The sequence below is a fragment of the Chitinophaga caseinilytica genome, from assembly GCF_038396765.1.
Classification (GTDB): domain Bacteria; phylum Bacteroidota; class Bacteroidia; order Chitinophagales; family Chitinophagaceae; genus Chitinophaga; species Chitinophaga caseinilytica.
In genome coordinates this window covers 2328834-2354035 of record NZ_CP150096.1, presented here as the reverse complement: position 1 = coordinate 2354035, position 25202 = coordinate 2328834, and the positions used below count along the sequence as shown (strand labels likewise).

The 25202-nt window shown below is 52.6% G+C and carries 17 protein-coding genes; 8 read left to right on the top strand and 9 right to left on the bottom strand.

Going from position 1 to position 25202, the window contains the following annotated elements; all coding sequences use genetic code 11:
* Window positions 1-33: 33 nt before the first annotated feature.
* From WJU22_RS09885 to WJU22_RS09870, 4 genes are read right to left on the bottom strand one after another with little or no spacing between them, the layout of a single operon-like run.
* Window positions 34-1230 (bottom strand): DUF4998 domain-containing protein, encoded by a 1197-nt coding sequence (locus tag WJU22_RS09885; protein ID WP_341843073.1) that lies wholly within the window; start codon window positions 1228-1230, stop codon window positions 34-36.
* A gap of 25 nt (window positions 1231-1255) precedes the next feature.
* Window positions 1256-2422 carry a DUF5000 domain-containing lipoprotein gene (locus WJU22_RS09880; RefSeq protein WP_341843072.1) on the bottom strand — a complete coding sequence of 389 codons (1167 nt, stop codon included), beginning with the start codon at window positions 2420-2422 and terminating at the stop codon, window positions 1256-1258.
* A gap of 47 nt (window positions 2423-2469) precedes the next feature.
* Entirely contained in the window at window positions 2470-4377 is a 1908-nt protein-coding gene (locus tag WJU22_RS09875; RefSeq protein ID WP_341843071.1) for a RagB/SusD family nutrient uptake outer membrane protein, read from the bottom strand.
* A 44-nt stretch (window positions 4378-4421) separates the two neighbouring features.
* Entirely contained in the window at window positions 4422-7562 is a 3141-nt protein-coding gene (locus WJU22_RS09870; RefSeq protein ID WP_341843070.1) for a TonB-dependent receptor, read from the bottom strand.
* Window positions 7563-7818: 256 nt separating this feature from the next.
* Between WJU22_RS09870 and WJU22_RS09865 the strand changes: the two genes are divergently transcribed.
* The 3 genes from WJU22_RS09865 (at window position 7819) to WJU22_RS09855 (ending at window position 11792) form a co-directional block, all read left to right on the top strand.
* Window positions 7819-8553 carry a GntR family transcriptional regulator gene (locus tag WJU22_RS09865; protein WP_341843069.1) on the top strand — a complete coding sequence of 245 codons (735 nt, stop codon included), beginning with the start codon at window positions 7819-7821 and terminating at the stop codon, window positions 8551-8553.
* A 73-nt stretch (window positions 8554-8626) separates the two neighbouring features.
* Window positions 8627-10432 (top strand): class I mannose-6-phosphate isomerase, encoded by a 1806-nt coding sequence (locus WJU22_RS09860; RefSeq protein WP_341843068.1) that lies wholly within the window; start codon window positions 8627-8629, stop codon window positions 10430-10432.
* A gap of 16 nt (window positions 10433-10448) precedes the next feature.
* Window positions 10449-11792: a sugar porter family MFS transporter gene (locus WJU22_RS09855; protein ID WP_341843067.1), complete on the top strand. Its 1344-nt coding sequence runs from the start codon at window positions 10449-10451 to the stop codon at window positions 11790-11792.
* Between the two features lie 96 nt (window positions 11793-11888).
* On the opposite strand, the gene WJU22_RS09850 is transcribed toward WJU22_RS09855, so the two are convergent.
* The gene (locus WJU22_RS09850) at window positions 11889-13109 is read right to left on the bottom strand and encodes a glycosyltransferase family 2 protein (protein WP_341843066.1); all 1221 of its coding nucleotides are present in this window, start codon (window positions 13107-13109) and stop codon (window positions 11889-11891) included.
* A 375-nt stretch (window positions 13110-13484) separates the two neighbouring features.
* Here WJU22_RS09850 and WJU22_RS09845 point away from each other — a divergent pair, with 375 nt between their 5' ends.
* Both WJU22_RS09845 and WJU22_RS09840 read left to right on the top strand, forming a co-directional pair.
* Window positions 13485-15638: a hypothetical protein gene (locus tag WJU22_RS09845; protein ID WP_341843065.1), complete on the top strand. Its 2154-nt coding sequence runs from the start codon at window positions 13485-13487 to the stop codon at window positions 15636-15638.
* Window positions 15638-15763 (top strand): hypothetical protein, encoded by a 126-nt coding sequence (locus WJU22_RS09840; RefSeq protein WP_341843064.1) that lies wholly within the window; start codon window positions 15638-15640, stop codon window positions 15761-15763. The genes WJU22_RS09845 and WJU22_RS09840 overlap by 1 nt, the downstream gene beginning before the upstream one ends.
* 117 nt (window positions 15764-15880) lie before the next feature.
* Here WJU22_RS09840 and WJU22_RS09835 read toward each other — a convergent pair whose 3' ends face one another.
* Together WJU22_RS09835 and WJU22_RS09830 are read right to left on the bottom strand one after the other, a co-directional pair.
* Entirely contained in the window at window positions 15881-16603 is a 723-nt protein-coding gene (locus WJU22_RS09835; protein ID WP_341843063.1) for a hypothetical protein, read from the bottom strand.
* A 276-nt stretch (window positions 16604-16879) separates the two neighbouring features.
* The gene (locus WJU22_RS09830) at window positions 16880-17149 is read right to left on the bottom strand and encodes a barstar family protein (protein ID WP_341843062.1); all 270 of its coding nucleotides are present in this window, start codon (window positions 17147-17149) and stop codon (window positions 16880-16882) included.
* A gap of 499 nt (window positions 17150-17648) precedes the next feature.
* On the opposite strand from WJU22_RS09830, the gene WJU22_RS09825 reads away from it, so the two are divergent.
* The gene (locus WJU22_RS09825) at window positions 17649-18224 is read left to right on the top strand and encodes a cupin domain-containing protein (RefSeq protein WP_341843061.1); all 576 of its coding nucleotides are present in this window, start codon (window positions 17649-17651) and stop codon (window positions 18222-18224) included.
* A gap of 160 nt (window positions 18225-18384) precedes the next feature.
* Here WJU22_RS09825 and WJU22_RS09820 read toward each other — a convergent pair whose 3' ends face one another.
* Window positions 18385-19506 (bottom strand): acyl-CoA desaturase, encoded by a 1122-nt coding sequence (locus WJU22_RS09820; protein WP_341843060.1) that lies wholly within the window; start codon window positions 19504-19506, stop codon window positions 18385-18387.
* 233 nt (window positions 19507-19739) lie between these two features.
* Here WJU22_RS09820 and WJU22_RS09815 point away from each other — a divergent pair, with 233 nt between their 5' ends.
* Window positions 19740-22913, top strand: a complete 3174-nt coding sequence (locus WJU22_RS09815; protein ID WP_341843059.1) for a chemotaxis protein CheB — start codon at window positions 19740-19742, stop codon at window positions 22911-22913.
* Between the two features lie 95 nt (window positions 22914-23008).
* Complete coding sequence (locus WJU22_RS09810) at window positions 23009-24658, top strand: Na+/H+ antiporter (RefSeq protein ID WP_341843765.1); 1650 nt, start codon at window positions 23009-23011, stop codon at window positions 24656-24658.
* A 252-nt stretch (window positions 24659-24910) separates the two neighbouring features.
* Here WJU22_RS09810 and WJU22_RS09805 read toward each other — a convergent pair whose 3' ends face one another.
* The gene (locus WJU22_RS09805) at window positions 24911-25180 is read right to left on the bottom strand and encodes a barstar family protein (protein WP_341843058.1); all 270 of its coding nucleotides are present in this window, start codon (window positions 25178-25180) and stop codon (window positions 24911-24913) included.
* Window positions 25181-25202 lie beyond the last annotated feature (22 nt).

The window sequence follows — 25202 nt, the reverse complement described above, 5'->3', positions numbered from 1 at the left end:
TTCCTGTTGATTGTTGCTATATCCAGACCGGCATTACCGGTCGTGCGTGAATAACGATATTTCTCCCATGGTAAAAAATGCACTGTTCCCCCAGTTGGTGAGCAGTTTGAAGCGGTAATACCGGAATTTGGCGGTGCCTGCGGCAACGGCGAAATCTTCTCCCGCCAGCGCAAAGTCCACGTCTTCCTGCGTGTTCTCCCCAACCGGCTTGCCCGACGGCTTCACCGACGCGAAGGAACCGATTTTGGTCCAGCTGTCCCAACTGCCGTCGCCCGCCGGACTGTTGCTCCCGTACACTTCGAACGTTCTCACGTTCTCGATCCTGTACAGCCTGTCCGTAGCCTGCCAGTATTTGATGCGGCTCAGCGCGGCCGATTGCCCCGCGTCGATGGTGAACCACGCCGGCACCTGGTTGGCCGTGGCGAAGCCTGAATTGATGTTCCCATCCCACAGGTAATGCATCAGCCAGCCGTGATTGCTTTTTACATCGGTCGGCAGTTCCAGCACACTGAACCCGGATTTTGCCAGTTGCCGCTCAAAAACGGGCAGCGTGGCGGAAGAAAGGGGCGGATAGAAAAACTCGAACGCCATGGTATCGGGCTTGTATTGCGAACGGTACGTCAATTGCGACCGGCTTTCGTAATCGGGCAATGTGGTCACCGCTTCTGTAGACGGAACGGTGATGGTTTTTTCCACCCCGTCGGCGCCTTTATACTTCACTTCCGTGCCCAGTTCCCCGCCGGCCGGCTCTCCCCAGTTCAGGAGCACCTGGCTCCCGTCGGTCGACTGTTCCACCGAACGCAACGTACGGTTTACCAGCGAGCTGGTGTAATTCTGGCCGTATGCCACGCCAAAAGCGTTGACCATGATGGAAACATGGCCTTCATCGTCGTAGGTATACACGGCGAAGTTATAATTCCCTTCTTTCAGGTTCGGCACCAGCACGTCGATGGTATCAATACCGGAAGTGCGCTTTATGGGCACGGTGACAGAATCGGCGTTATTGCTCCAGAACACGCGCAGCTGGCTCACCAGCGGATCGTTCCCCAAAACTACGGACAATTTGATCCGGTTGAGGCCGGGTTTAACGAGCACGGTATCTGCACGGCCGGGATAGATGATTTCCCCGCCTTTCATAAAGTCTTTATATGCGTCGCGTTTGTCTTTGGAGCAGGATGCGGCGGCCAGAACGATCATCCCGATTAACAGTGAAATGCGTAACTCTTTCATGATTTTGATTGGTTAATGGGATGGATTAATGCGTATCTCCGAACATTTTGATCTCGTGGAAATTCACGTACGTACCGTTCGACCAGTTCTTCAGCGTTTTGAAGCGGATGTATCTCACTTTCGGCGAGTTTACCGGGAAGGTGACGGTGTGCCCGAGTAGCGCGGCGTCCTGGTCGGCCTGGGAAAGCTGGCCTTCGGGCAGGCCGGAAGGTTTGATCTGTGTAGACCGGGCCAGCAGCACCCAGCTATCGTCGAAGCTGCCGTTGGGATTGGGGTTGTTGCTGCCCCAGATCTCTACTTCTTTCGGGTTATGGAGGCTGAAGAAGAACCCCGGGCGCATGAACCACACCAGCCGGCTCAGCTTGGCGGTAACGCCCATGTCGTAGGTGAACCATTGCGGCATGCGCGCATCGTCTGAAGAGTGATAGAAACCTGCCTGCGTGTTACCGTCGAACAGGCCGGCGATGGAGCCAAGGTGCCCGATGGGCGCGTCTCCTGGCAATATCACGCCATTCATTTTGGTACGGTCGAGCTGCTCTTCGAAAAGCGGGGTGAGCTCGGTGAGGAGGGTGTCTGACAGGTTGCCCCAGCGGTCGCGCACGTACACGCCGAACCGGGTGGGTTTGTTCGGCATGTTCCGGGTGGAGAAATCGCCTTTTTTCAGTTTGGTGTATTGTGTGGCGCGGGGGGAAAACTGGCCCAGCGAATCGATCGACAAAACCACGATGGCGAGATCTTTCTCTTCTTCGTTTTCGAAAGAAACGTTCACGCCGCCGAAGTCGGGAATGATACCCAGCGTTCTGCGCACGATCCAGACAGGCGGTTCCAGGGGATTGACGGTGATTTCCGTTGGTGCGGAAACGTTCTCGCTCTTGTCTACCGCAAAAAGCGTTACGGTGTAGGGATTCGTATCGCCGAACCCTTCCATGAGGAGGCTGCGGTTGAAACGGCTCACGCGGGTTTCGCGCACCGTGCCTCCCGGGGCGGTGTATCGGGCTTTGATGTACTGAAGGTCTTTATCCCCGGGCAATTCGAAGCTGATCCTTGCCGCGCCGTGGAGGTTTTCCACGGTCAGGTTGCGGACGGCGCCCGGAGGCGTTCCGTCCTTTTCCACAGGACCGGCCTCGTCCCTTTTGCAGGCGCCCGCCGCCAGTAAAATGGCCAATGCGGCGAGGGTGAATTTGTTTGGCATACCGATATTTTTAAACTGCTTTCGCAAATGTTATCATGAGTTTTTCGTTACCATCCGGGGTTTTGTACCAGGTTCGGATTGATCTGCAGGTTCCCTTCCGCGATGGGCCAGAAGTAATCGCGCGGGGCGATGAACTGCGGGCTGTACAGGAGCACACGGCGGTTGTAGTCTTCGTAAGTGGTCTGAATGATATCCCAACCGTAAATCGCTTTGCTCAGTTCCTGCGGCGCGGTTTTCCAGCGGCGGAGGTCCCAGAACCGGCTGCCTTCGAACGCCATTTCAATGGTGCGCTCCTGGTGTACGATTTCCCGCAGACCGGCTTTGGAGGTGTATTTGGCGGGATTGGTGGAATAGGTGGACCAGGCGCTTTCCACGGATTTCAGGCCGGCCCTTTCGCGGACCATGTTCAGGTAGCGCAGCGCGTTGGCAGCGTCCCCGGTTTCGTTCAGTGCTTCGGCATACAGCAGGTACAGATCGGTCAGGCGGATCACCGGCCAGGGATAAGACTCAACGGTAAGACTGGTTTTGTCGAACACGAGGTTCCAGTTCACGATCTTCTTCGTGTAATAGCCGGTGATGGAGTAAATGCGGCTTTGCTTTTTGCCGGCCCATTGTTCGGATTTGCTCTGGACTTTGAATTCGCCGTTGCGCATGTACCATTTGGAACCGTCGAAAGCGATGTCTGCATAGAAGCGGGGCTCGCGGTCGAAATGAAGCCCTACCGACTTATACCCTTCCTGGATACCGGAATCGAGCGTGGTGGCCGTGCGCAGTTTGAAACGATTGGCATGGTCCCAGGTTTTGTCTTCGGTGATGGGCACGCCGTTCTTCGTGTAAAACAGCTCCGCGATCTTCATGGGCGGGGCCAGTTTGGCTTTCAGGGCGATGTTGAAGTTGTTGGGATCGAGCTGGGGGCAGGCATAGGTTTGGAGCCAGTAGGTAGGCGCTCCGCCGGAGGTATTCCCCCAGATCAGCTCGCTGTTCCATTTCTCGCCAACGGCATTCCGGATGTTGAGCTCCGTACGGGTGAAATTATTGACTTCCACCACGGCCGAATTGAAATAATACAACTTCAGGCCCGCTGCGGCAGCCATGTCGATAGCTGCTTTACAGGCCTCGCGCGCACGCACCCATTTCTGATCGTCGGCCTGCGCGTTGAACAGCAGCTGCCCGTTATTGTTCTTAAAATTCGCAAAATCGTTATTGCCATTGAACAAAGGACTGGCGGCCGTAACGAGTACCCGTGCCTTTACGGCCAGCGCCGCTGCTTTGGTAACGCGCCCCAGTTCGGTGGTAACGCTGGTAATTTTCATGGGCAACGCTTCGCCGGCGGCGGCATCGTCCAGCGTCTGCACGATATAGTTCACGACGGAATCTACCGGCTGGCGGTACACTTTCATGGCTGCCGGCGGCGCATCGATCGGGAGGTTTTTATCCATGATGGGGATAGGCCCATACATCCGGAAAAGGTACCAGTGCATGTAAGCCTTCAGGAACTTGGCTTCCGCGATCCAGCGGTCCCTTTCGTAAGGCTGCAGATCGTACACCTTGCCCACGTTCTCCAGGAAGATGTTGCATATGCGGATACCCTGCCAGAGCGACTTCCCGTCGTACCCGTCCCAATAATTCATATACGGCGAAGCCTTTTGCTGGTTACCGCGGGCGATGTTGTAGGGGTCGAGGAAAAAGTAATCTTCCTGCATGGGCCAATACGTCCACGCCTCGTCTCCGCCGCTGAAAGCGGGATTCTTGTCGGGATGGCCTTCCTGCGGGAGAAAGGAATAGCAGGTGAAAAGATATTTTTCGGCTTCGAGGCGGTTGGCGAAAGCATGGTCGAGCGTGGGCACGTTGTCGGGCACCATATCGAGGAACCCTTTCATACAGGACCCCAGCATCGCCGCAACTCCCAGCAGCACCACGGCCACCATCCGGCCCTTTAATATTCTAACTGACATGAAAATATAATGTTTCAGGTGATTGAAATGTATGGCGCGAATTGTTACAACTGTACATTGATGCCCATGTTGAACGTCCGCTGGACGGGGTATCCCAGCCCGTTGCCGCCTTGTTCGGGATCCCAGAGCTTAAAGGCGCTGATCACGAAAAGGTTGACGGCGTTCGCATAAATGCGCAGCCCGTTGATGCGGTATCTTTTCAAACCCTTGTCGCCGATGTTGTACCCGATCTCGGCGTTCTTCATCCGGAGGAAAGCGCCGTCGCGCATCCACCAGCTCGACATCTTATTGTTGTTGGCGCTCTGCGTCATCCCCAGCCTTGGCCAGAAAGCGTAAATATTGCGGTTGTCTTCAGACCAGTGGTCGTCTGCAATCGCTTTCAGCAATCCGTTTTCGTTGGGCCCGTCGGCCACGAAAGGCGAGATTTTGGCGGGGTCGATGTAGAACGAAGAGCGGGCCGATCCCTGGAAGAAAGTGCTGATGTCGAAATTTTTGTACCCGAACGAGAAACCGAACCCGTAAATGATTTCCGGGGTAACGGGATAGCTCAGCCCGTTGATCATGTCCAGGTCGGTGATCTGGCCGTCGCCGTTCAGGTCGCGGTATTTGATGTCGCCGCCGCGGGTTTCGCCGAAATGCTGCTTGGGGGAATTCTTCACATCTTCATCGTCTACGAACAATCTTTCCGCCACCAAACCGTAAGCGAGGCCAACGGAGTGGCCCACGCGGGAGAGGTACTTCATGTTGGCCGCATATTCCGGCTCTTCATTCACCAGGATTTCGCTGGTGGCGTAGGTAAACGTACCGCGGGCCTGCAACCAGGCTTTCCCGAAGGTTTTATTGTAATCGGCCTGCAGCTCAAACCCGCGCCCTTCGGCCACGCCCACATTGGCAGACACCGGCGCCGTTAAGCCCATGGTGGTAGGTACGTAAGCCCGCTGCATGAGGATGCTGTTGCGGCGCTCCTTGTAAGCGTCTATGGTAAAGTTCACCGAGTTCCAAAGGCTGAGGTCCATGCCCACGTTCGTCTTGAGCGCACGTTCCCAGGTAATCAGCTCGTTGGGATAGCGGGAGATCAGCACGCCCGGCCGGCCGTACCCGTAATTCTCGCCAAACGTTGCCCCATACGGATTGTAGTTCAGGTTCACGTTGGAAAGATAGAAGAACCTGTCTTCCGCCCGCCCGATCTGGTCGTTGCCGGCCAAACCGTATGTGGCGCGAAGTTTCAGGCGGGAAACGGTATTGGATAAATCGGAAAAGAAATCTTCGCTGCTCACGTTCCAGGCCACGCCCACAGAGGGGAAGAACCCGAAGCGGTTCCTTTTCGCGAAACGCTCGGAACCATTGTAACCGAAATTGCCTTCAAACATATAGCGGTCGTCGTACCCGTAAGTCACCCGCCCGGAAACGCCCTGGTTGCGGAAAGGGAGCGATTGCTGCAGGTCGGTGGAGTTGCCGTTCAGATAGTTCCGGCGGATACCGATCAGCAAACCGCCGACATTGTGCACTTTATTAAAGGTGCGGTTGTACATGACAGCCGCTTCCGCATACGTGGTGGTATTGACGATCTTGGCGCCGGGGTTGTAGCTGAGGTATTCCGTCCCGGTTTTCTCGTTAAGGAGCGACAGGGTATAACCGCCCGGTACTTCGAGCGAGGGGTTGGCGGAATAATAGAACGGCGAGAACTGGCGCGACAGACTGAAGCTCGAATACCGTTTGGTATAGATCATCATGCGGGCCGTGAGGCCGGGCGTCAGGAAGTTGAAGTCCTGCTTCAGTTCCAACTGCACGTTCAGCGTAGAAGTATTGTATTGCTGGAAGCCGGAGACCATGTCGGCGTATGGGTTCGTGAACACGGCGCCGTCTGTGCCGCGGGCGGCGTTGCCGAACAGCGGGTGTTTCACCTGCGGGCGGTCGCTGGCCGGGAAAATGGCGGGGAAGCGGACGGGATTGGCGTTGAGTACGCTACCGAAGATGGCGCCACCGCCGCCGATCGGGCCGTTGTAATCGTCGAAGTTGCCCGTGGTACGGAAAATGGCTTCTGTGGTTTTGGTGAGTTGGAGGTTCACGTTGGAGCGGACCTCATAGCTGCGCAGCTTGATGTTGCTGTTGAAGCCGCTGCCGCTTTGGGATTTGAGGATACCGTTGTCCTGGTTCACGGTGGCGGCCACGTAATACTGTGCTTTGGGGGTGCCGCCGCTGAGGTTGAGATTGAGCCGCTGGTTGTTCGTGTTCTTTTTGATCATTTGTTCTATCCAGTTGTTGTTCGGATAGAGGTAGGGATTATCTCCCGCCACGGTGTGGTCGATTTTGTTCTGCGAATACGGGAGCACGCCGAGCGGGTCGCGGGTGAGCATGGCTTCGTTGGCCAGGCGCATGTAGGTGATATTGTCTGCCAGCTTGAAGTTGCGGGTGTTCGACGTCATGGAGTTCTCCAGCCGCACGTTCATTTTGGTAGCGCCGCTTTTCCCGGATTTGGTGTTGACGAGGATCACCCCGTTGGCGCCGCGGGCGCCGTAGAGCGACGAAGCGGCGGCGTCTTTGAGCACGGAAAACCCTGCGATATCGTCGGGCTGGATGCGTGCCAGTTCGGTGGCGGTGGATTCCATGCCGTCGATAAGGATGAGCGGGTCGATTTTGCCGGACCCGAAAGAGGTGATGCCACGGATGAAGAACTGGGCGTTGTCTGCCCCGGGCTCGCCGCTGCGCTGGTAGGAGATCATGCCGGAAATGCGGCCAGCGAGCATGGTAGTCAGGTTACTGGTGGGGCCTTTCAGCTCTTTGGGGTTGATGGTGGTGATGGAGCTCACCATGCTTTGTTTTTTCTGGTGGCCATAAGCTACGATCACCACATCGTCGAGATCGTTTTTATCCTCCAGCAGGGTTACGTTGACGGTGCTCCGGCCGCCGGCCACGATTTCCTGGGATTGAAATCCGACGAAGGAGAACACGAGTGTGTCTGCGGCGGATTTCAGCTGGAGGGTAAATTTGCCATCGGGTGTGGTGACGGTGCCGGACTGGGTGTGTTTGATGCGAATGTTTACGCCGGGAATGGCTTGTCCTTTCGTATCGGTCACACTGCCGGATATTTTCGGTGCCTGTCCGATGGCTGCGTTGGCGAGCAACAGGAGTAGCCATTGGAAGAGGTACCGCTTTCTACATAACATCGGGTAGTTCTTCTTCATAGTGAACGGGAATGTGAATATGTTTTAATTGTGTGTACATATTTACATATAAACCCGGGAAACTACAAACATTTTGACGGGAAAAATTTTAACATTTTTATAATTAATTGATAATATGATAATTACGCATAATTCCCCATTATTCTGAATGATGCTTTTTTTGCATGGTCCAGACATTCGGGAGGAATCTGCGGGCGGGATGGGTTGGCAACGGATTTTATTTTCTAATTTGCAGGTAAGTTATGTTTATACATGTATGCGATTAAAGATTGACCATCAAAGCGCTGTGCCGCTGCATATCCAGGCGGAGAACCTGTTACGGGAGCTCATCAAGCAGCCCGAGTACCAGGCCGGAAAGCTGTTGCCCAACGAAGTAGAGCTGGCCAAAAGGCTGGCCATATCCCGCACCACCCTGCGCCAGGCCATCAACAAGCTGGTGTACGAAGAACTGCTGGTGCGCAAGAAGCGCCTCGGCACCAAAGTGGCCAACGCCAAGATGAGCTCCAAATCCATGAACTGGCTGAGCTTTTCCCAGGAAATGCAGGCCCGGGGGATCGTCATCAAAAACTACGAGCTCCACATCAGCTGGGTATTCCCCGACGAAACCGTGGCCGGCTTCTTCGATATCAAAACCGACCAGAAAATCCTCAAGCTCGAACGCCTGAGAGGCAATACCCAGGAGCCTTTCGTATACTTCATCTCCTATTTCCACCCAAGGGTGGGGCTCACCGGCGACGAAGACTTCAAAATGCCCCTCTACGAAATGCTGGAACAGGAACACTTCGTCATCGCCACCCTGTCTAAAGAAGAAATCAGCGCCCGGCTGGCCGATAAACTGATCGCCCAAAAGCTGGAAGTAGATGTAGACAGCGCCATCCTCCTCCGGAAACGCTTCGTGTTCGACCAGGCAGACCGCCCCATCGAATACAACCTCGGCTACTACAAAGCGGAAAGCTTCATCTACACCGTCGAAAGCAGGCGCTCTTCCTGATCCATCCCCTTCCCTGGTTTGGAATTTAATTTGATTTGGTATATGTTTGTACATTACTACATTTATATACCTTATGTCTACCATTAATCCAGCACAAACCCAGCATCAACACCGGTTCAGGGCCACAGAACAATTCCTGGCGCCACATACCAAGGAAAAACGGGACCAGGCAGGCTATGATATTTATCCCTGCTTCAGTGCAGCAGGCCCCATCCACGCAGGGTTCGACTCCCTCCTCACCTGGATCCTCCAGCGCCGCGCCAACATCATCATCGATGGCTACGTAGGCGTTCAGTGGGACGATTTCATTGCCGCCCTCCAATCCCGCCTCGCCGGCCTTCAGACCAACGCCCGCTTCGTTAACGTCAACGCCGCCCTCATTCCCGCAGCCGACCGCGATGCGCTCGTTGCGCCCAGCCTCGGCAACGGCGATCCCCTCTTCGGAAAAGTCTTCGACGGCCAACTGAGCGATTTCTTTACCCCGGAAAAACTCCGCAACATCCAGCCCGAAAACGGCCAACTGAATATCCTCTACGGCTGCGGCGCCTCGCTTTGCGGCTGGGACGGCGCACTCCTCTATATCGATCTCCCTAAAAACGAGATCCAGTTCCGCTCCCGCGCCGGACAGGTCTGCAACATCGGCCACCACAGTATTTCCGGCGACGCGCGCCAGCAATACAAATCGTTCTATTTCGTAGACTGGCCCGTGCTGAACCGCCATAAAAAAACGCTGCTCCCTTCCGTAGAACTGTTCATCGACGAGCAGCGCCTCAACGAGATCACCTGGTGCGAAGGCGATACGCTCCGCAATACGCTCCGCGAAATGTCACGCAACATGTTCCGCGCGCGGCCCTGGTTCGAACCGGGCGTATGGGGCGGCCACTGGATCCGGGAAAACATCGCGGAGCTCAATCCCAACGTCGTGAATTATGCATGGTCGTTCGAACTGATCGCTCCGGAAAACGGCATCCTCCTCGAACATGAAGGCCTGCTCCAGGAAATTTCGCTGGATACGATGCTCATGCTCGATAACACCGCCGTGCTCGGCAAAGCCGCGCCCCGCTTCGGTAACACCTTTCCCATCCGATTCGATTTCCTCGATACGTTCGACGGCGGCAACCTCTCCATCCAGTGCCACCCCAGCGTCGCCTACACCCGCGACAACTTCGGCGAGCCGTTCACGCAAGACGAAACCTATTACATCCTCGACGCCAAACCCGGCGCCAAAGTATATCTCGGCTTCCAGAACGATATCGATGCCACTACCTTCAGAAGTGCGCTCGAAAACAGTGTGGAACAACAACAGGCCGTCGACATCGAAAAATTCGTACAGGTTTTCCCATCCAACCGCCACGACCTTTTCCTCATCCCCAACGGCACCGTGCATAGTTCCGGGAAAGACAACCTGGTACTGGAAATCAGCGCCACGCCCTATATTTACACCTTCAAAATGTACGACTGGATGCGCACCGACCTCAACGGCCGGCCCCGCACGCTGAACATCGCGCGGGCGTTCGAGAACCTTGATTTTGACCGGAAGGGCGATGTGGTAAGGGAAACCCTGCTGTCGGCCCCGGTGACCATCCAGCAGGGGGCAGACTGGCGCCTCCTTCACCTGCCCACCCATCCACAGCATTTCTACCGCATCGAACGGGTGGAATTCTCTACCACCGTGCAGCTCGATACCGGCAACCAATGCCATGTGCTGAGCCTCGTGGAAGGCGAGCGCATCCGCGTGGTGACGAACGGCCGGGAGCAGGTGGTGCATTATGCCGAAACCTTCATCATCCCCGCCGCCGCCGGCGCTTATACGCTCCTCAACGACAGCGGTGAGGAAGTGAAAGTTGTGAGGTCTTTCGTGAAAGAAGAATGCTGCTAATCTCTATACCGATATTATGAATCCATTCGTCAAGTACGTTGGTCTCGCCACTTTTACCGCCGCGCTCGGCGGGCTCCTTTTCGGCTTTGACATGGCCGTTATTTCAGGGGCGTTGCTTTTCGTCAAAGACCAGTTCCAGCTAACAGACGCCGTTCAGGGCTGGTTCGTATCGTCTGCCCTCGTGGGCTGCATTGCCGGCGTCGCGGTTTCCGGCGTGCTGAGCGACCGTTTGGGAAGAAAGAAGATGCTCGCCGCCGCGGCGGTGCTGTTTCTGCTGTCGGCCGCCGGCAGCGCGCTTTCCCCGGGTTTTACGGTGTTGGTGCTGGCGCGCATCGCAGGCGGCGTGGGCGTAGGCATCGCGTCTATCGTTGCGCCGTTGTACATTTCGGAGATCGCGCCGGCGCATATCCGCGGGCGGTTGGTTACATTGTACCAACTGGCCATCACCGCGGGCATCCTCCTCGCCTATCTGACGAATGCAGCCGTTCTTCAATATGCGCAACAAGCGCCTGCCGCTAATCTGCTCGTTGCCGAGCCCTGGCGCGCCATGATCGGCATCGGCGGCATTCCTTCGCTGCTGTTTATCATCTGTATCGCGTTTATCCCGGAAAGTCCACGCTGGTTGCTGCAAACCGGGCGTACGGCCGAAGGGATGGCCATCCTGCAGAAAATGAACGGTAATATAGATGTTCCCGCTTCGCCCGCCGCGGCTTCCCGGGGCGCTTTCCGGGAGCTGTTTTCGCCGGCATTGCGCAAACCCATGCTGATCGGCATTTTGCTGCCTTTGTTCTCCCAGTTCAGCGGCATCAATGCGGTGATCTATTACGGCCCGCGTATCCTGAACGAAGCCGGGATCAATATTTCGAACGCATTGCTCAGCCAGACGATTTTCGGGATCGCCAATTTCGTGTTTACGCTCATCGCCATCTGGAAAGTAGATAGCATGGGACGGCGGCCGCTGTATATGGTGGGTTCGCTGGGCGCCGCCGCCAGCCTCATTTTCGCGGGATATTGCATGCATACCGGGGCCACGGGGAACCTGGCGCTGGTAGTAGCGATCATCCTGTTTCTCGCCTGCTTCGCGTTTTCGCTGGGGCCGCTGAAGTTCGTCATCGCTTCCGAAATTTACCCCACGCATATTCGCGGACAGGCCATGGCCGTGAGCCTGATGACCATGTGGGTCGCGGATTCCATCGTGGGGCAGCTCACGCCGGTGTTGCTGGGCAAATTCGGGGGCGCCGCCACTTTCTGGTTCTTCGCCTGCTGTTGCCTTCTCGCCTTCTGGACCGTTCTGCGGATGGTCCCGGAAACAAAGGGGCGCTCGCTGGAAGCGATGGACGATGTTTTCAAGGCGCACTGATCCGCCGCTATTTATCCTCTCCCGATGCCATTCGGAACATATGCCAGAAGAAAAGGCTTCCTCCCGGGGAAGCCTTTTTTCTGTCCGGCGCTGCGGTCACGGATGCTGCCATTTCCGGTCGAACAGTACATTATCCACGCCTGTTTTATGATGCGGTGTATGGATGAACGCGCTGTTGGCTTTCCGGTTCCTGAAAACGAGCATCAGCATGAGGAACATAGCCCAGGGGAGGTGCCAGACCGCCCGCAGCAGAAAGCGGGTGTAAAACTTCACCGGCAAAGGCAGCAACAGGCTCCCGCAGCACATGCCCAGCAGCGCGATCCAGCAATAGGAAGGAATTGCCAGGTAAGCGTTAAAAAGCAGGTAGATCACGGAAAGCGACAGGGTGGCCGTCAGCAACAGGAGCCGGGGGAGCAGGAGGTTCTGCCATACGGAAATATACCAGTAATCGATGTTCCCGTTCAGCAGCTCCTGGTTCCCTTTCCACCAGTTTTGCCGCAGGCAGTATAGCTGGCCGAACAGCCAACGCTTCCGCTGGTTTTCGAACGCGTGTGCGTTGGAGACCTTTTCATCGTAGATCAGCGCATCTTCGAGGTAATGGATGCGGTGCCCTCTTTCCACGATCAATTGCTGCAACACTTTATCTTCCCCGAACCCGCCGATGGCAACGGCCTGCTGCATCGTTTCCCGGAGGAGCTGAAAATCGACCGCAATGCCAGAACCCGCCAGGGACGCGGAAAGCCGGAATGCATTAGCGCCCTTGCGGTGGATGTGGTTGGCGATCATCTCGTTGGCCGCATCCAATATCGCAAACGGCATATCCAGGTTCTTAGCCACCCGCTGCGCCTGGATGACGGGGTGGCCCCGGCGGTAGGCGCGGTTTACTTTCAGCAGAAAATCCCTTTCCAGCACGTTATCCGCATCACAAACCAGGGCAATATCATACACCGGCGGCAGTGTCTCCAATGCCGCATGCAGGGCTTTCGCTTTTGTGCTGACGGTGAATTGAACCGGTAGCACGTACAGGCCTTCCTGCAACAGCTTCGAAATGGTTGCGGACTGCAGCGAATCGGCAATCACCACCACATCGTAGCTCGCCCGCGGATAATTCAGGCTATCGTAGCTTTTCGCCGTATTTACGATTACGTTGTCTTCCTTGTAAGCCGGTATTAATACCACAATGCGGCAACAGGGCGCTCCTTCGTCCAGCCCGGCGGCGGGTGTGGCAGACAAAAAATGGCCAGCCACCGAAAAGGCAAAGTTGTAGCAGACGCATGCAGCCAGGTAGACGATGACGAGTAGTTCAGCAATGATCATGGTAACCATTTTTGAGGATATCGGGGGTATAGGTCGTTTGGGCAATTTCAGGGAGGATCATCATCACAACGGTACGGGATAGTGTTATCACGTTGAGGTTAAATGCTGATGGGCATTGCTAAAATCGGCCGATCCGTAGGAAATAAGGTAGCAGTGGCGGGCCGGAGGCTGCAAATAAAGCATTATAAAAGATCAATTTACCGGTTGCAGTCCCCTGATATTTCATGAAAATTTACCTTGCTGAAATTCCGGCACCGGATGGCGTCCGGCGAACCGGGATATGGCCATTGACGATCATTCGCGGCAAATTCGTAAATTAAAACATGCGGCATCCGGCCGGGCGTTCAGCCGGCGGGGCCGCTTCGCATCATTTATATGAGAACGATATTCAAGAAAAGTATTTTCCTGCTCCTGGCCACCGTGTTGGCCGGCGCTGTACGCGCGCAGCACGATTTCCAAACGGATTATTTCAGGATCCACATCAATAACAAGGGGTGGATCACCAGCATGAAAAACATCACCGTTCAGCCGAACCGTGAGTTCAGTCCGAAAGACAAGCCATCGCCCCTGCTGAGCCTGTACGACAGTAAAAGGAAGCAGTATTACCAGCCTGTAAAGGCCACTTACGCGAAAGGGAACGGCACCCTGGCGCTGCAATACCCGAACGGCTCGGTGGCTACCATCAGCATCCAGCCGCAGCAGCGTTACTTCAGGCTCGTGTTGCGCTCTCTTTCCCCGCGCAAAGGGATAGACGCGGTGCAATGGGGCTCCATCCACACCAATATCACCAACCTCATGGGCGAGATCATCGGCGTGAGCCGCGATACCAGCGATGCGGTCAATTTTGCGATCGGGCTGCTGGCGCTGAACGATAATACCCTCGGCGGAACGGCCGAAACCATCGGCGACGCCGCCCCCTTCCAGTACATCATCCACACGCCAGACGCGAAGCGGTTCCCCTTACCGGATTCCCTTCACGAAGGACAGGTTTTCACCCTCGGCGGCAACGGCATCAGCGATGTGGCATTTTACGCGCATAAGGAGCCCTGGTTCCGGATCATGTACGGAAATGCCGCGATGGTAGACGCCAAAGGCAGGATATCCATCGCCTACCAATCCCGCGACCGCACGATCGAACGGGAAGTCTACTTCTCCCTCATTCCCAACATGGCCGCCAATACACCCAACCATTTGCAGGTACAACCCTTGCCCGGCGTGGATTACATCGGTTCCTCCGTGGCGTTGTGGGGAAGCCCGGACAGCACCGCGCTGCTGGACGTTATCCAAAAAATCGTACTGGCCGAAAAGCTGCCCTACCCGACCATCAACGGCAAATGGGTGAAAGACCCCTCCGCCTACGTTCCCGATGCCATTACCGCCGGCGGATTGTACGACAGCATCATTTCCTACACGGCCAGGCTCGGATTCAAAACGATCAGCCTGTACGACCAGGGGTTCCTGCGGCCAGACAGGGGAAATGCCGGTTACATCGACGGAAGGAACTTCGAAAAGAAACCCCTCAAGCTCACCAGTGGGAACCTTTCCCATAAAGAATTCGCCGATATCGCCGCCAGGCAAGGCATTACCATCGGCCGGACGCCCATCACGAACTCCCTCGCCCCAGGCACCCTCGATGCCAGTCCGGTTCCCAGCGACAGCCTCTGCTACCAACAAAAGCGCCTGCTGACCAAAGGCATCGGCGCCACAGATACCATTATCCTCGTCGACGATCCCAAATACCTCGAAGAGATCGCCAGTTGGGAGGGGCATTGCGCCAATCTGAACATGATAAAAATCGGCAAGGAGCTCATTCATTACATGGGCGTTTCCACCACGAAGCCTTACCGGCTCCTGCAGGTACAACGCGGTTACTGGAAAACCACGCCGGCGGCACACGCTGCCGGAGATGTGATCTACAAGTTGCAGGTAACGGTGAATTACGGGTACGACGGGCTGATCCCGAACATGGAGCTGCAAGACGAGATCGCCGCGCATTACGCGGATGTGTGCGCCATCAACGGACTTCGATATTACGATTTCGACGGACAGGAATTCCTGTTCAACAACGGGCATGGCTATTATTCCGCCAAGCGTTTCTTCCGGAAGATGTTCGAGAAAGCGGAACGATCGGGCGTTGGTACGATCCGGTTTACGGGCGCTACGCTGTCTGAAGGCTCGTGGCATTACCAGAGCATCTGGAACGTTGGCGGCGGGAAAAACCTCTACGATACCGACACCCGCGAATGGGGCAGCGCCACCAGCCAGGGGAAAGACCTCCGCGACGTTACCTATGCCAACTTCTTCCCGGTGGGCATGGGCGGCAATTTCCCCATCAAAGCGAATTCGAAAGCCGCCGATTACGAGCATGTGCAGGCCATATCGGTGGGCGTGGGCACAACCTATAGCCTCACGCTGAATCAAAAGGATGTGGAAAGCTGTCCGGAGAAGGAAAAGATCTTCACCGTCATCAGGACCTGGGAGAACGCAAGGGCGGCCAACGCTTTCCCGCGGTGGGTAAAAAAGAACTGATGGACGCCACGCAGTCGTTCCACCTGGAAGAAACAGACGGCAACAACTGGAACCTATACAAGACCAACCGCGATGGCTCGGCGCCGCGGCTGTTCGTGAAACTGAGCAGCGGCATGGGGAAGTGACGGGTAATACGATATAAGGAACCACAGAAAAGGGGACGATCATTTAAAATGATGTCCCCTTTTTTAATTTCGGTTGTGGTGGATGGGAGGCCTTGTCAGGGCAAAACTATCATTTCCTCATTCTTCCTCCTCTACCGATCCGTACATGGAGCTGAACTCGGACATTCCTTGCGTTGTATTCATCAGGTAAAACTGCGGACGGCCCACGAAGGCGCCCATGCCGATGCCGCATTTCAGGAAGTAGACTTTGCCGGGCTGTATATCCGCCGAGACTTCGGCCCTGGATTCGGTTCGCGCCCATATTTGGGTTTGCCCCATGGTATGCAGTTTGATCATGTAGCTGCCTCCGCGCTTTACGCGGCATACCACAGAATCATTGACATGCAGGTTGTATTGGACCAGCGTGCCCACACCGGTTTTAGGCCGGTATACGCACAACAGCGCGTAGGAAGCAGTATCAGGAAGCATCGTGCGGATGGCGGCGGCGGCCTCGGCTTGTTGTGCGGCAACGATATCGGCGAGCCCGTCGTGATGGTACACATCGGCCCGCAGGCGATAGCAGGTGCTCCAATTATCGGGCGGTTTGAGTTCGGTTATTTTGATAAGATTTCCTTTTAATGTACGGGCTTTTTCGCGGGCTTCTTCCAATGTCTGATCGTAGCCACACCGGGATTTGAAGCCCCCGTCCTTGATCCTGATGGCACCTACGCGGGTGGCGCCTTCAGGTACGGGATCCTTTTCCTGGAGAATTACGATTAAACTGTCTGAAGATGCTTCCTGCGAAAACGCGGCGGCTGGGAACAAAAGGAATGTCATTAAGAAAATATGGAGCTGCTTCATGGGTAGTTAGGCGGGATTTGTATTGATTATCAACATAAAATTGAATTCGCGCTGGGTTCCGAAAAATAGATTATCACCAAAAGATAGCAAATATTCAAACAATTATCCATAAATGCCTGATGCCGATTCCATGCATCTGCTAACCGTTCCATCTTTCAATGCTGTATCCATCGGTAACCGCGGGTAAAATATGCGAATCACCGGGAAGACGATTTTATGCTATAGTTAAGCGCAAGCACGCGCCGATGCCGTGGATTTCTGATTATCGATTCGTATTTAGCTACATTCAAACCTAAACCCCTCAAGCACTTTCACGGTATCATCAAATATCAGTTTAGCCTTATCCGCAAATTCGCCCAGGTACAGTTTACTGAATTCAAAATCTCTCCAAATAACCTTGGCAGGTGGATCTATCCATCCGGTCATACAATCCCAAAGCGCGTCAAGATTGTTTCCATAATAGCTGGGAAACGCCAATTGCTCACTGATTGCTTTGTGAAAATCTTCAATTGTCCTTATTTCTTTCCCTTCCAATACTGCTATCATTTTACCTTAATATTATTTGTGTAAATGATTCATAGAACAATCCGTCATTGGAACAATTACATGACACCAACAAAAATAGAATTTATATCAAAATATCTTCGGCTATTCACCGGAGTGGTCATTGAAAGAAAGGGAAGACGTTAAAACAAAAAAGCCCATGCAGTTTGCATGAGCATGGGATGCCGACAGGGAGGGTCAATTATCGAACTTTCGCGAAAGGGCCGTAGTATTTCAATTCCGGCAGAATTTGTACCTTTAGGCAAGCCCAAAAGTCGCATTCATGCTGTATCATCTTATATGCGCTGAGGAAATCGTACGGTTATGCAATACTGCCGGCAAAATTAATTTAGCTATATAGAAAAGAATTCCTTTAATCCCGTTTATAATTCTCATTCAGCCATTGTTTGACATCAGCGGATTGCTTTAATGGGAAACACCAATTGGAAAATTGTTTCAGACAGCTCAACTTCTTACATTCCTAAACTCCAAAACAGATGCTATGAAACGCAGTACTTTCTTAAAGCTTGGGGCTGTTATGGGAGCCCTGTTTTCTATTCCATTCAACCTGATTGCAAAATTAAGTGCAAGATCCGGGGATGAAAAAGGCTTTAAGGTGGAAGCCGGGAAAGATCGCGCCGGAAAAAGTATTTCTCCGTTTGAAGGAGACGTTTTTTATACAAAAGTATCGGCAAAAGACACAGATGGCGGGATGTTTGTTTTCGAATCCACCCGTATCAAAGAAGGCGGGCCAATCCTGCATACGCACTATGAAACGGATGAATGGTGGTACGTGCTGCAAGGTGAGTTCCTTATCAGAGTGGGTGAAACGACATACACTGCCAAAGCAGGCGATTTGGTATTCGGGCCCCGAATGGTGCCTCACACTTTCGCAAAAATCGGGAAGGGCGAAGCCAGGGTCATGATTGCCCATCAGCCTGCGGGAAAAATGGAAGAATACTTCAGGAAACTCAGTGAAGGCGTAGCCAGGAATATGACAGAGGAAGAAAGGAATGAACTTAGAAAAGCGCACGGATTTGAGAAGGTAGGCCCGCCGATAACTTATTTGAAGCAGTGAAACGCACGGCGTGTTTCCATCATAAGTTAAGCAGTTCATTGTCGCATTTTACGCAAATGGGAACCCGACCAAAAACGAAAAAGAGGACAATCACCTTTTAAGTGATTTGTCCTCTTTGCCGGCTGAGAGGGCCAATTATCGAACCCGGCAATGTAATAGGTTATCGTGCCAATTGATTCTTCCCCAGGACCTTCAACATTCTGGCATGATCCTTCAAGGCTCCCCAGAAAGTTCGCTTTACGTGATACGGCAATCCGAATGCGGCCGCGGTTTCCCTTACGATCGGCGACAATTTCCTATAGTGGATATGACAGATATTTGTGAACAGATGATGTTCGATTTGAAAGTTAAGCCCTCCAATACACCAGGTCAAAAAACGGCTTCGCGGGGCGAAATTGGTGGAAGTAGCCAACTCATGAATGGCCCAGCTGTCTTTTATGCAACGCTTGCCGTTTTCCAACACCGGCTCTGGGAATGTAGCATGCGGCATAATATGGGAAGGCTGGAAAATACAGGCCAGCATAAGGCCGGCTGTAAAATGCATGACAATAAACCCCGCCACCACGAAGTACCATGGCTGGCCGGAGAACAAGATTGGTAATACCAGCACATAGCCGTAGTAGAACATTTTGTACCATGTAATATGAAAAATGGCTTTCTTTAACGAAATCTTGTGTTTAACCAGCAGGTTGCGCCGTTTGTAACGGATCACCTGCAGGTAGTCTTTCGCCGTCATCCAGAATAAGGTCATGCACATATAGAAAAACCAGGCATACAGGTACTGATAACGGTGAAACCAATACCATTGCTGCCTGGGCGATAGCCGAAGGAACACGACACTGTCGATATCTTCATCAAGGCCGTTAATATTGGTGTAGGTATGGTGGAGCAAATTATGCTGAATCTTCCAATTCACGCTGTACCCACCAATTAATTCCATCATATGTCCCAGAAATACATTAACTTTCCTATTAGGGGAATACGCTCCATGGTTGGCATCATGCATTACACAGGTGCCGATCCCTACGATACCGCATCCCATCACAAACCAGCATAGCCAGAATAGCATCACATGACTCGCCCCGGTATTACTGATTATTAATATCCATGGTATAAAGTACGCCAATATCATTAAAATTGTTTTTATCCACATCCCCCTGTTGGCATATGGGGAGGTACCTGAAACGCTAAAGTACTCCTGCACACGCGCTGTAACGGTATCAATAAAACTACCATCCCCTTTAGAGGCAAACCTAACAATATTCAACTTCGTGACTTTCATTTTATATTAGTTTAAACAAGCTATGAATGGCAATGGGAGCACCGGGGAAACATCTTACATAAAGATCGGCTATTTTTCGCGGCAATGGCATCATTTATTCTGTAAAAACAACCATTACTTCCACGGTGTCCCTTTTTGTGGAACGGCTTTTGGAATATTAACATAACTTGTGCCGTTCTTAACGCCTGCTTCCAGAACATCTTTATTCCGGTCAAATTAAAACACATTTCTCGATGATTACCAGAGAGCCCCACCACATCATTGCCATCGGTGCTTCCGCAGGGGGCATGGATGAGATCAATACATTTTTTGATAATACACCGTTGGATGGGGTGGCCTATGTAATCGTCCAGCATTTGTCGCCGGATTTCAAAAGCAGGATGGTTGAACTGCTTTCCAGGCACAGTAAGCTCTTAGTGCAGGAAGCCGAAAATTCGATGGAGGTAATGCCCAATCATGTTTACCTGATCCCGAATGACAAGTTCATGACCATCCGCAATTCACGGCTTTACCTGACGGCCAAGGAAAATGAAAAAGCGCCGCATCTCACGATCAATACATTCTTCGGTTCATTGGCCGTGAGCCATGGCCCCAAAGCGATTGCGGTTGTTTTATCGGGCCTCGGGGCCGATGGGTCGGAAGGGATTATTGCTGTTAAGCACGAAGGCGGTTTGGTGATTGCCAGGGACCCCGCCACCTCAAAATTCCCCGGAATGCCGTCGGCCGCCATTGCTACGGAAGCGGTTGATTATATATTAGAGCCCTCCGCCATGCCCGAAGTGATCGAAAACTACGTGCTGCATCAACGGGAAGAAGAGGCCGGAATCCGGGAAAATGAAAATATGATCGTCACCATTGTCGATTTCATAAAAGAACGGCTGCCGCTCGACTTTTCAGACTACAAGCTCACCACCCTGCTCCGGCGCACCAAACGCAGAGCCGCATCCGCCAATCTGAACTCACTCGAAGATTACTATAACTTCCTGCGTGCCAACCCTCCGGAGGTATCAGCCCTGGCAAAAGACTTCCTGATCAGCGTAACCGCCTTTTTCAGGGACAGGGAAGCGTTTGACATCATCGGGAACAGCATCCTGCCCGACCTCCTGGCAAAATTGGAGCCGGGCGAAGAACTAAAACTGTGGATCGCGGGATGCGCCACCGGCGAAGAAGTATATTCCCTGGCGATCCTGGTCAAGGAAAAACTGACCGGGCCCTATAAAGATGTGCCGGTAAAGATCTTTGCGACAGATCTGGACAGTGCGGCCTTATTATATGCCGGCAAAGGATTGTATCACTGGGATAGTGTAAAAGATATCCCGGCTGAAATACTCCACCAGTATTTTATTAAAGAGCAGGAAAACTACAGGATCATTCCCGCTATCCGCCAAATGGTCATATTCGCCCAGCACGATCTGGCCAGGAATCCTCCCTATTGCAACATGCACTTCATCAGTTGCAGGAACCTGCTGATCTATATGACACCCCTCCTGCAGAAGAAAGTGTTCTCCATGCTGCTTTTTGGCCTGAAGTTCAACGGCTACCTCTTCCTGGGCGCCAGCGAAACTCCCGCATCCATTATCGACAACCTGGAAGTGATCAACAAAAAATGGAGACTGTATAAAAACATCAGCAAAAAACGGATCATCAACTTCGATGCGTTTTCGCTCCCTGAATCGCAAAGCATCGATGCGCCCGCTCATACCTGGGACAATACAGGCAGGAACAGGGGAATTGACATGGCCGAAAGCGTGAACGAAGTGCTGGCCAGGGAACTGGATTGCCTGGCCATTAGCATCAATGAAAACTACCAGGTAATCAAATCATACGGAGATACTTCCCGGTACCTGCTGCAACAAAACTTCAATACGAATCTGCTGGAGCTGTTGCCATCTCAACTGGCCCTGGCTTTCAATACCCTGATAAGCCAGGTGTCTGCAACGCAACAGCAAGCCGGCGTCAGCCGTATTCCCCTCCAAACAAACGGAACCGCTATCACGGTCAACCTCACCATCAGCCCGATACCGCGCAAGCCAGGTATGCCGGCCACATTCCTGGTCATACTGAAAGAAGATACCGGGCCAGGCACCACTGCTCCTGGTTACGAGGCATTCGACGAACGTACCTACAACATCAAATACGTATCCAGCCTTGAACAGGAATTAAAAGCAGTGAAAGAGCAACTTTCCGCCGCCGATGAAAGAATAGACGCATATAATGAGAATATGCAGTCTTTCAACGAGGAGCTGATCTCCTCTAACGAAGAAATGCAAAGTACCAACGAGGAAATGCAGTCCGTCAATGAAGAGCTGCATACGATTAACGCAGACTACCAATTGAAGAATAAACAGTTGCTGGAAATAAACGATGACCTGAACAATTATTTCAGGAGCAATATCAACGGCCAGATTTTTCTCGATGAACAATTGCGCATAATGAAATTCTCGCCCGCAACCGTAAAACTGATCAATCTGCAGGAAACGGACATCGGGCGGCCGATCGGCCATATTTCGACCAATATTAAAACAGACAGCCTGGTAAAAGACGTGAAAAGTGTTCAGCAAGATGGGGTGGAAATTACCCGGGAAATAGAGACCAGCGATGGCCATTGGTACCAAATGGTGATCGTGCCATACATCCAGCAGGCGGAAAACAGGCGAAAGGGAGTGGTCGTTTCCTATAATGATATTTCCGCACTCAAGCATGCTAAGATCGAGTTGGATGAAAAAAACGAAAGCCTGTTGCGGATCAATGCCGACCTGGACCACTTCATCCATATGGCTTCCCATGACCTCCTCGATCCCCTGAGCAGTATAGAAACCAGTATTGCCCTGATGAACCTGGTAGATAACAGCAACGCCGAACTGACGCAGTTTTTGTCCATCATTAATTCTTCCATAAAAAAATTCAGGATGCTGATCAACAACATTGCCGCTATCGCCAAACTGGAAAACAACATGACGGATATGGAAGCGGTAGACATCGGGGAAGTGCTCAGCAATATCGAGTGGAGCCTTGAGAAAAAGATAAAGGCGTCCAATGCCATTATTACAACGCGCCTGGAAGTGAAATCGGTTTACTTTTCGCCCAAAAATCTCCGGAGCATATTATACAACCTGATTTCCAACGCGATGAAATTCGCCAGCCGCGAACAACCAAGGGTGCACATCCATACCCGCCAGGAAGGGAAATATGTTGTATTGAGCGTTGAAGACAACGGGATCGGTATCTCACCGGACGGTATACGGAAATTATTCACCATCTACGGGCGGTTGAATATGCAGGTGGAAGGCCATGGCGTAGGCTTGTACCTGGCCAACAAGATCATACACGCCGCAGGAGGAAACCTGCGGGTGGAAAGTACTCCCGGAATGGGCAGCAAATTCAGCATCTACCTGAATAGTATGTAATGTTTATATACATAGTCTGCAGCTCCACACCCCGGCTTATGTAAGGTATTTTTAAATACGTGGCAGGCTGCTTAATTAGCCTACCTTTTCCACTGATGCAACAATTTGATGCGGTCATCCTTACATTGGTTGTTTTAGTTGCTTTGTCCGTTTTTGAGGGGAAGGTAAAATTTCCATTCCCCATCCTTTTGGTGATGACCGGCGCATTGTTCGGTTTGATACCTCAATTCCCCATCCTCATCCTGGACCCGGACGTGGTTTTCCTCCTCTTCCTTCCACCCTTGCTGTTCGACGCGGCGTCCCGAACGTCGTGGCACGACTTCAGGAAAGACATGCTGCCCATCTCCACGCTGGCCATCGCGCTGGTTTTCTTCACGACGATTACGGTGGCGCTAACGGCATACTATTTTATTCCGGGGTTCAGCTGGCCCTTGGCGTTCGTACTGGGCGCCATCGTATCCCCGCCCGATGCAGTGGCTGCTACCGGAATAACCAAAGGGCTGGGGCTCAATAAAAGAGTGGTAACCATCATTGAAGGCGAGAGCCTGGTCAATGATGCGAGCGCCCTTATTGGCTACCGTTTTGCATTGATAGCAGTGAACACCGGAACTTTCGCGCTCTGGCAGGCCGGCCTGCAGTTCTCCATACTTGTTTGCGGAGGAATTTTGTGCGGTGTCGCGTCCGGTTACATTTTTGTGTGGATGCACAAAAAGATCACCCACAACTCCATCACGAGCACCAGTCTTACCTTGCTGACGCCTTTCATTTCCTACATCCTGGCCGAAAGGCTACATGTGTCTGGGGTGCTGGCGGTGGTATGTACCGGTTTGTTCATCGCGTGGCGTTCGCCGAAGATATTTTCTTACCAGACAAGGATGCGGTCGAGATCCGTTTGGGATACCTTGATTTATTTACTGAATGGATTTATTTTTTTACTGATCGGCCAACAATTGCCGGATGCATTAAAGGAACTGGGGAAGTATCCGCTGCTGATGCTGCTGGCTTATGGGCTTTTGGTTAGCCTCGTGGTCATTATCGTTCGCGTGGCGTGGGTTTTCGCTACGGCATATTCGCACAAATTGTTCTGGGGCGACGCCAAAACCGCCGGCTCGCAGGAGATGCAGGATGAAATGAAGACGACATGGAGAAACGTATTGATTGTGGGATGGACGGGCACCAGGGGCATCGTATCCATGGCCACCGCACTGGCCTTGCCGTTGACATTGAACAGCGGCGCGCCCTTTCCTCACCGCGCCTTGATCCTGTTCCTGACATTCGTGGTCATATTTGTTACCTTGGTCATTCAGGGCATGTCTCTTCCGCTCATGATACGGATACTGGCCCTAAAGCCCAACTTACAGGCCGAAAAAGAAGAATTGGAGCTGCAATTGCTCGTGTTGCAAAACACACTGCATTTTATAGAGCATGAAATTCCGGTCCCCATGGAAGACGATGTTAAGCGACAGATCAAGGCTTCGTACGAAGTTGCGCTCGTTCAACTGCAACAAAAAATAAAATCCGACCGAAATCTGCAGCCCGCATACCTGGATGAAGTTCCCTGGCTGGCGGTGCCCATAGCACCCATACTGATGGCACAACTGGAAATCAGCAAGTTCCGGCGTGAATTACTGATCAAGCTTCATAAAGACAGCCGATATAATTACCAATCCATCAGAAAACTGGAGCAGCAACTGGACCGGGACGACCTCGCCCTCAATCATGTGCTCAAAAGAGGAGATGAATAATAATCAAAAACACAAAAGCCGCTCCCGGCAGCGGTCTTGAGATCATCTTTGGATCATAGGTCAAAGTCCTTTTTAATCTAACTGTCGAGCCTCATCACCGGCAACTGTTTGAATAATTTAGTTAACTTCCTTAAAGCTCATTGAAAATAAAAGAGAACTCGGCCAAATACCCGACTAAAAATAGAAAACCCGCACTAGGCGCGGGTCTCTGAAATGATTTACAGGCCGGGAAGAACGATTATCGATTTGTATTTAGCTACATTCAAACCTAAACCCCTCAAGCACTTTCACGGTATCATCAAATATCAGTTTAGCCTTATCCGCAAATTCACCTAAGTACATTTTACTGAATTCAAAATCTCTCCAAATAACCTTGGCAGGTGGATCTATCCATCCGGTCATACAATCCCAAAGCGCGTCAAGATTGTTTCCATAGTAGCTGGGAAACGCCAATTGCTCACTGATTGCTTTGTGAAAATCATCAGTTGTCCTTATTTCTTTCCCTTCCAGTACTGCTATCATTTTACCTTAATATTATTTGTGT

Bases quoted from the DNA above. Each gene is read 5' to 3' on its own strand.
- WJU22_RS09885 (WP_341843073.1), bottom strand. From the start codon at position 1,230: ATGAAAGAGTTACGCATTTCACTGTTAATCGGGATGATCGTTCTGGCC.
- WJU22_RS09880 (WP_341843072.1), bottom strand. From the start codon at position 2,422: ATGCCAAACAAATTCACCCTCGCCGCATTGGCCATTTTACTGGCGGCG.
- WJU22_RS09875 (WP_341843071.1), bottom strand. From the start codon at position 4,377: ATGTCAGTTAGAATATTAAAGGGCCGGATGGTGGCCGTGGTGCTGCTG.
- WJU22_RS09870 (WP_341843070.1), bottom strand. From the start codon at position 7,562: ATGAAGAAGAACTACCCGATGTTATGTAGAAAGCGGTACCTCTTCCAA.
- WJU22_RS09865 (WP_341843069.1), top strand. From the start codon at position 7,819: ATGCGATTAAAGATTGACCATCAAAGCGCTGTGCCGCTGCATATCCAG.
- WJU22_RS09860 (WP_341843068.1), top strand. From the start codon at position 8,627: ATGTCTACCATTAATCCAGCACAAACCCAGCATCAACACCGGTTCAGG.
- WJU22_RS09855 (WP_341843067.1), top strand. From the start codon at position 10,449: ATGAATCCATTCGTCAAGTACGTTGGTCTCGCCACTTTTACCGCCGCG.
- WJU22_RS09850 (WP_341843066.1), bottom strand. From the start codon at position 13,109: ATGATCATTGCTGAACTACTCGTCATCGTCTACCTGGCTGCATGCGTC.
- WJU22_RS09845 (WP_341843065.1), top strand. From the start codon at position 13,485: ATGAGAACGATATTCAAGAAAAGTATTTTCCTGCTCCTGGCCACCGTG.
- WJU22_RS09840 (WP_341843064.1), top strand. From the start codon at position 15,638: ATGGACGCCACGCAGTCGTTCCACCTGGAAGAAACAGACGGCAACAAC.
- WJU22_RS09835 (WP_341843063.1), bottom strand. From the start codon at position 16,603: ATGAAGCAGCTCCATATTTTCTTAATGACATTCCTTTTGTTCCCAGCC.
- WJU22_RS09830 (WP_341843062.1), bottom strand. From the start codon at position 17,149: ATGATAGCAGTATTGGAAGGGAAAGAAATAAGGACAATTGAAGATTTT.
- WJU22_RS09825 (WP_341843061.1), top strand. From the start codon at position 17,649: ATGAAACGCAGTACTTTCTTAAAGCTTGGGGCTGTTATGGGAGCCCTG.
- WJU22_RS09820 (WP_341843060.1), bottom strand. From the start codon at position 19,506: ATGAAAGTCACGAAGTTGAATATTGTTAGGTTTGCCTCTAAAGGGGAT.
- WJU22_RS09815 (WP_341843059.1), top strand. From the start codon at position 19,740: ATGATTACCAGAGAGCCCCACCACATCATTGCCATCGGTGCTTCCGCA.
- WJU22_RS09810 (WP_341843765.1), top strand. From the start codon at position 23,009: ATGCAACAATTTGATGCGGTCATCCTTACATTGGTTGTTTTAGTTGCT.
- WJU22_RS09805 (WP_341843058.1), bottom strand. From the start codon at position 25,180: ATGATAGCAGTACTGGAAGGGAAAGAAATAAGGACAACTGATGATTTT.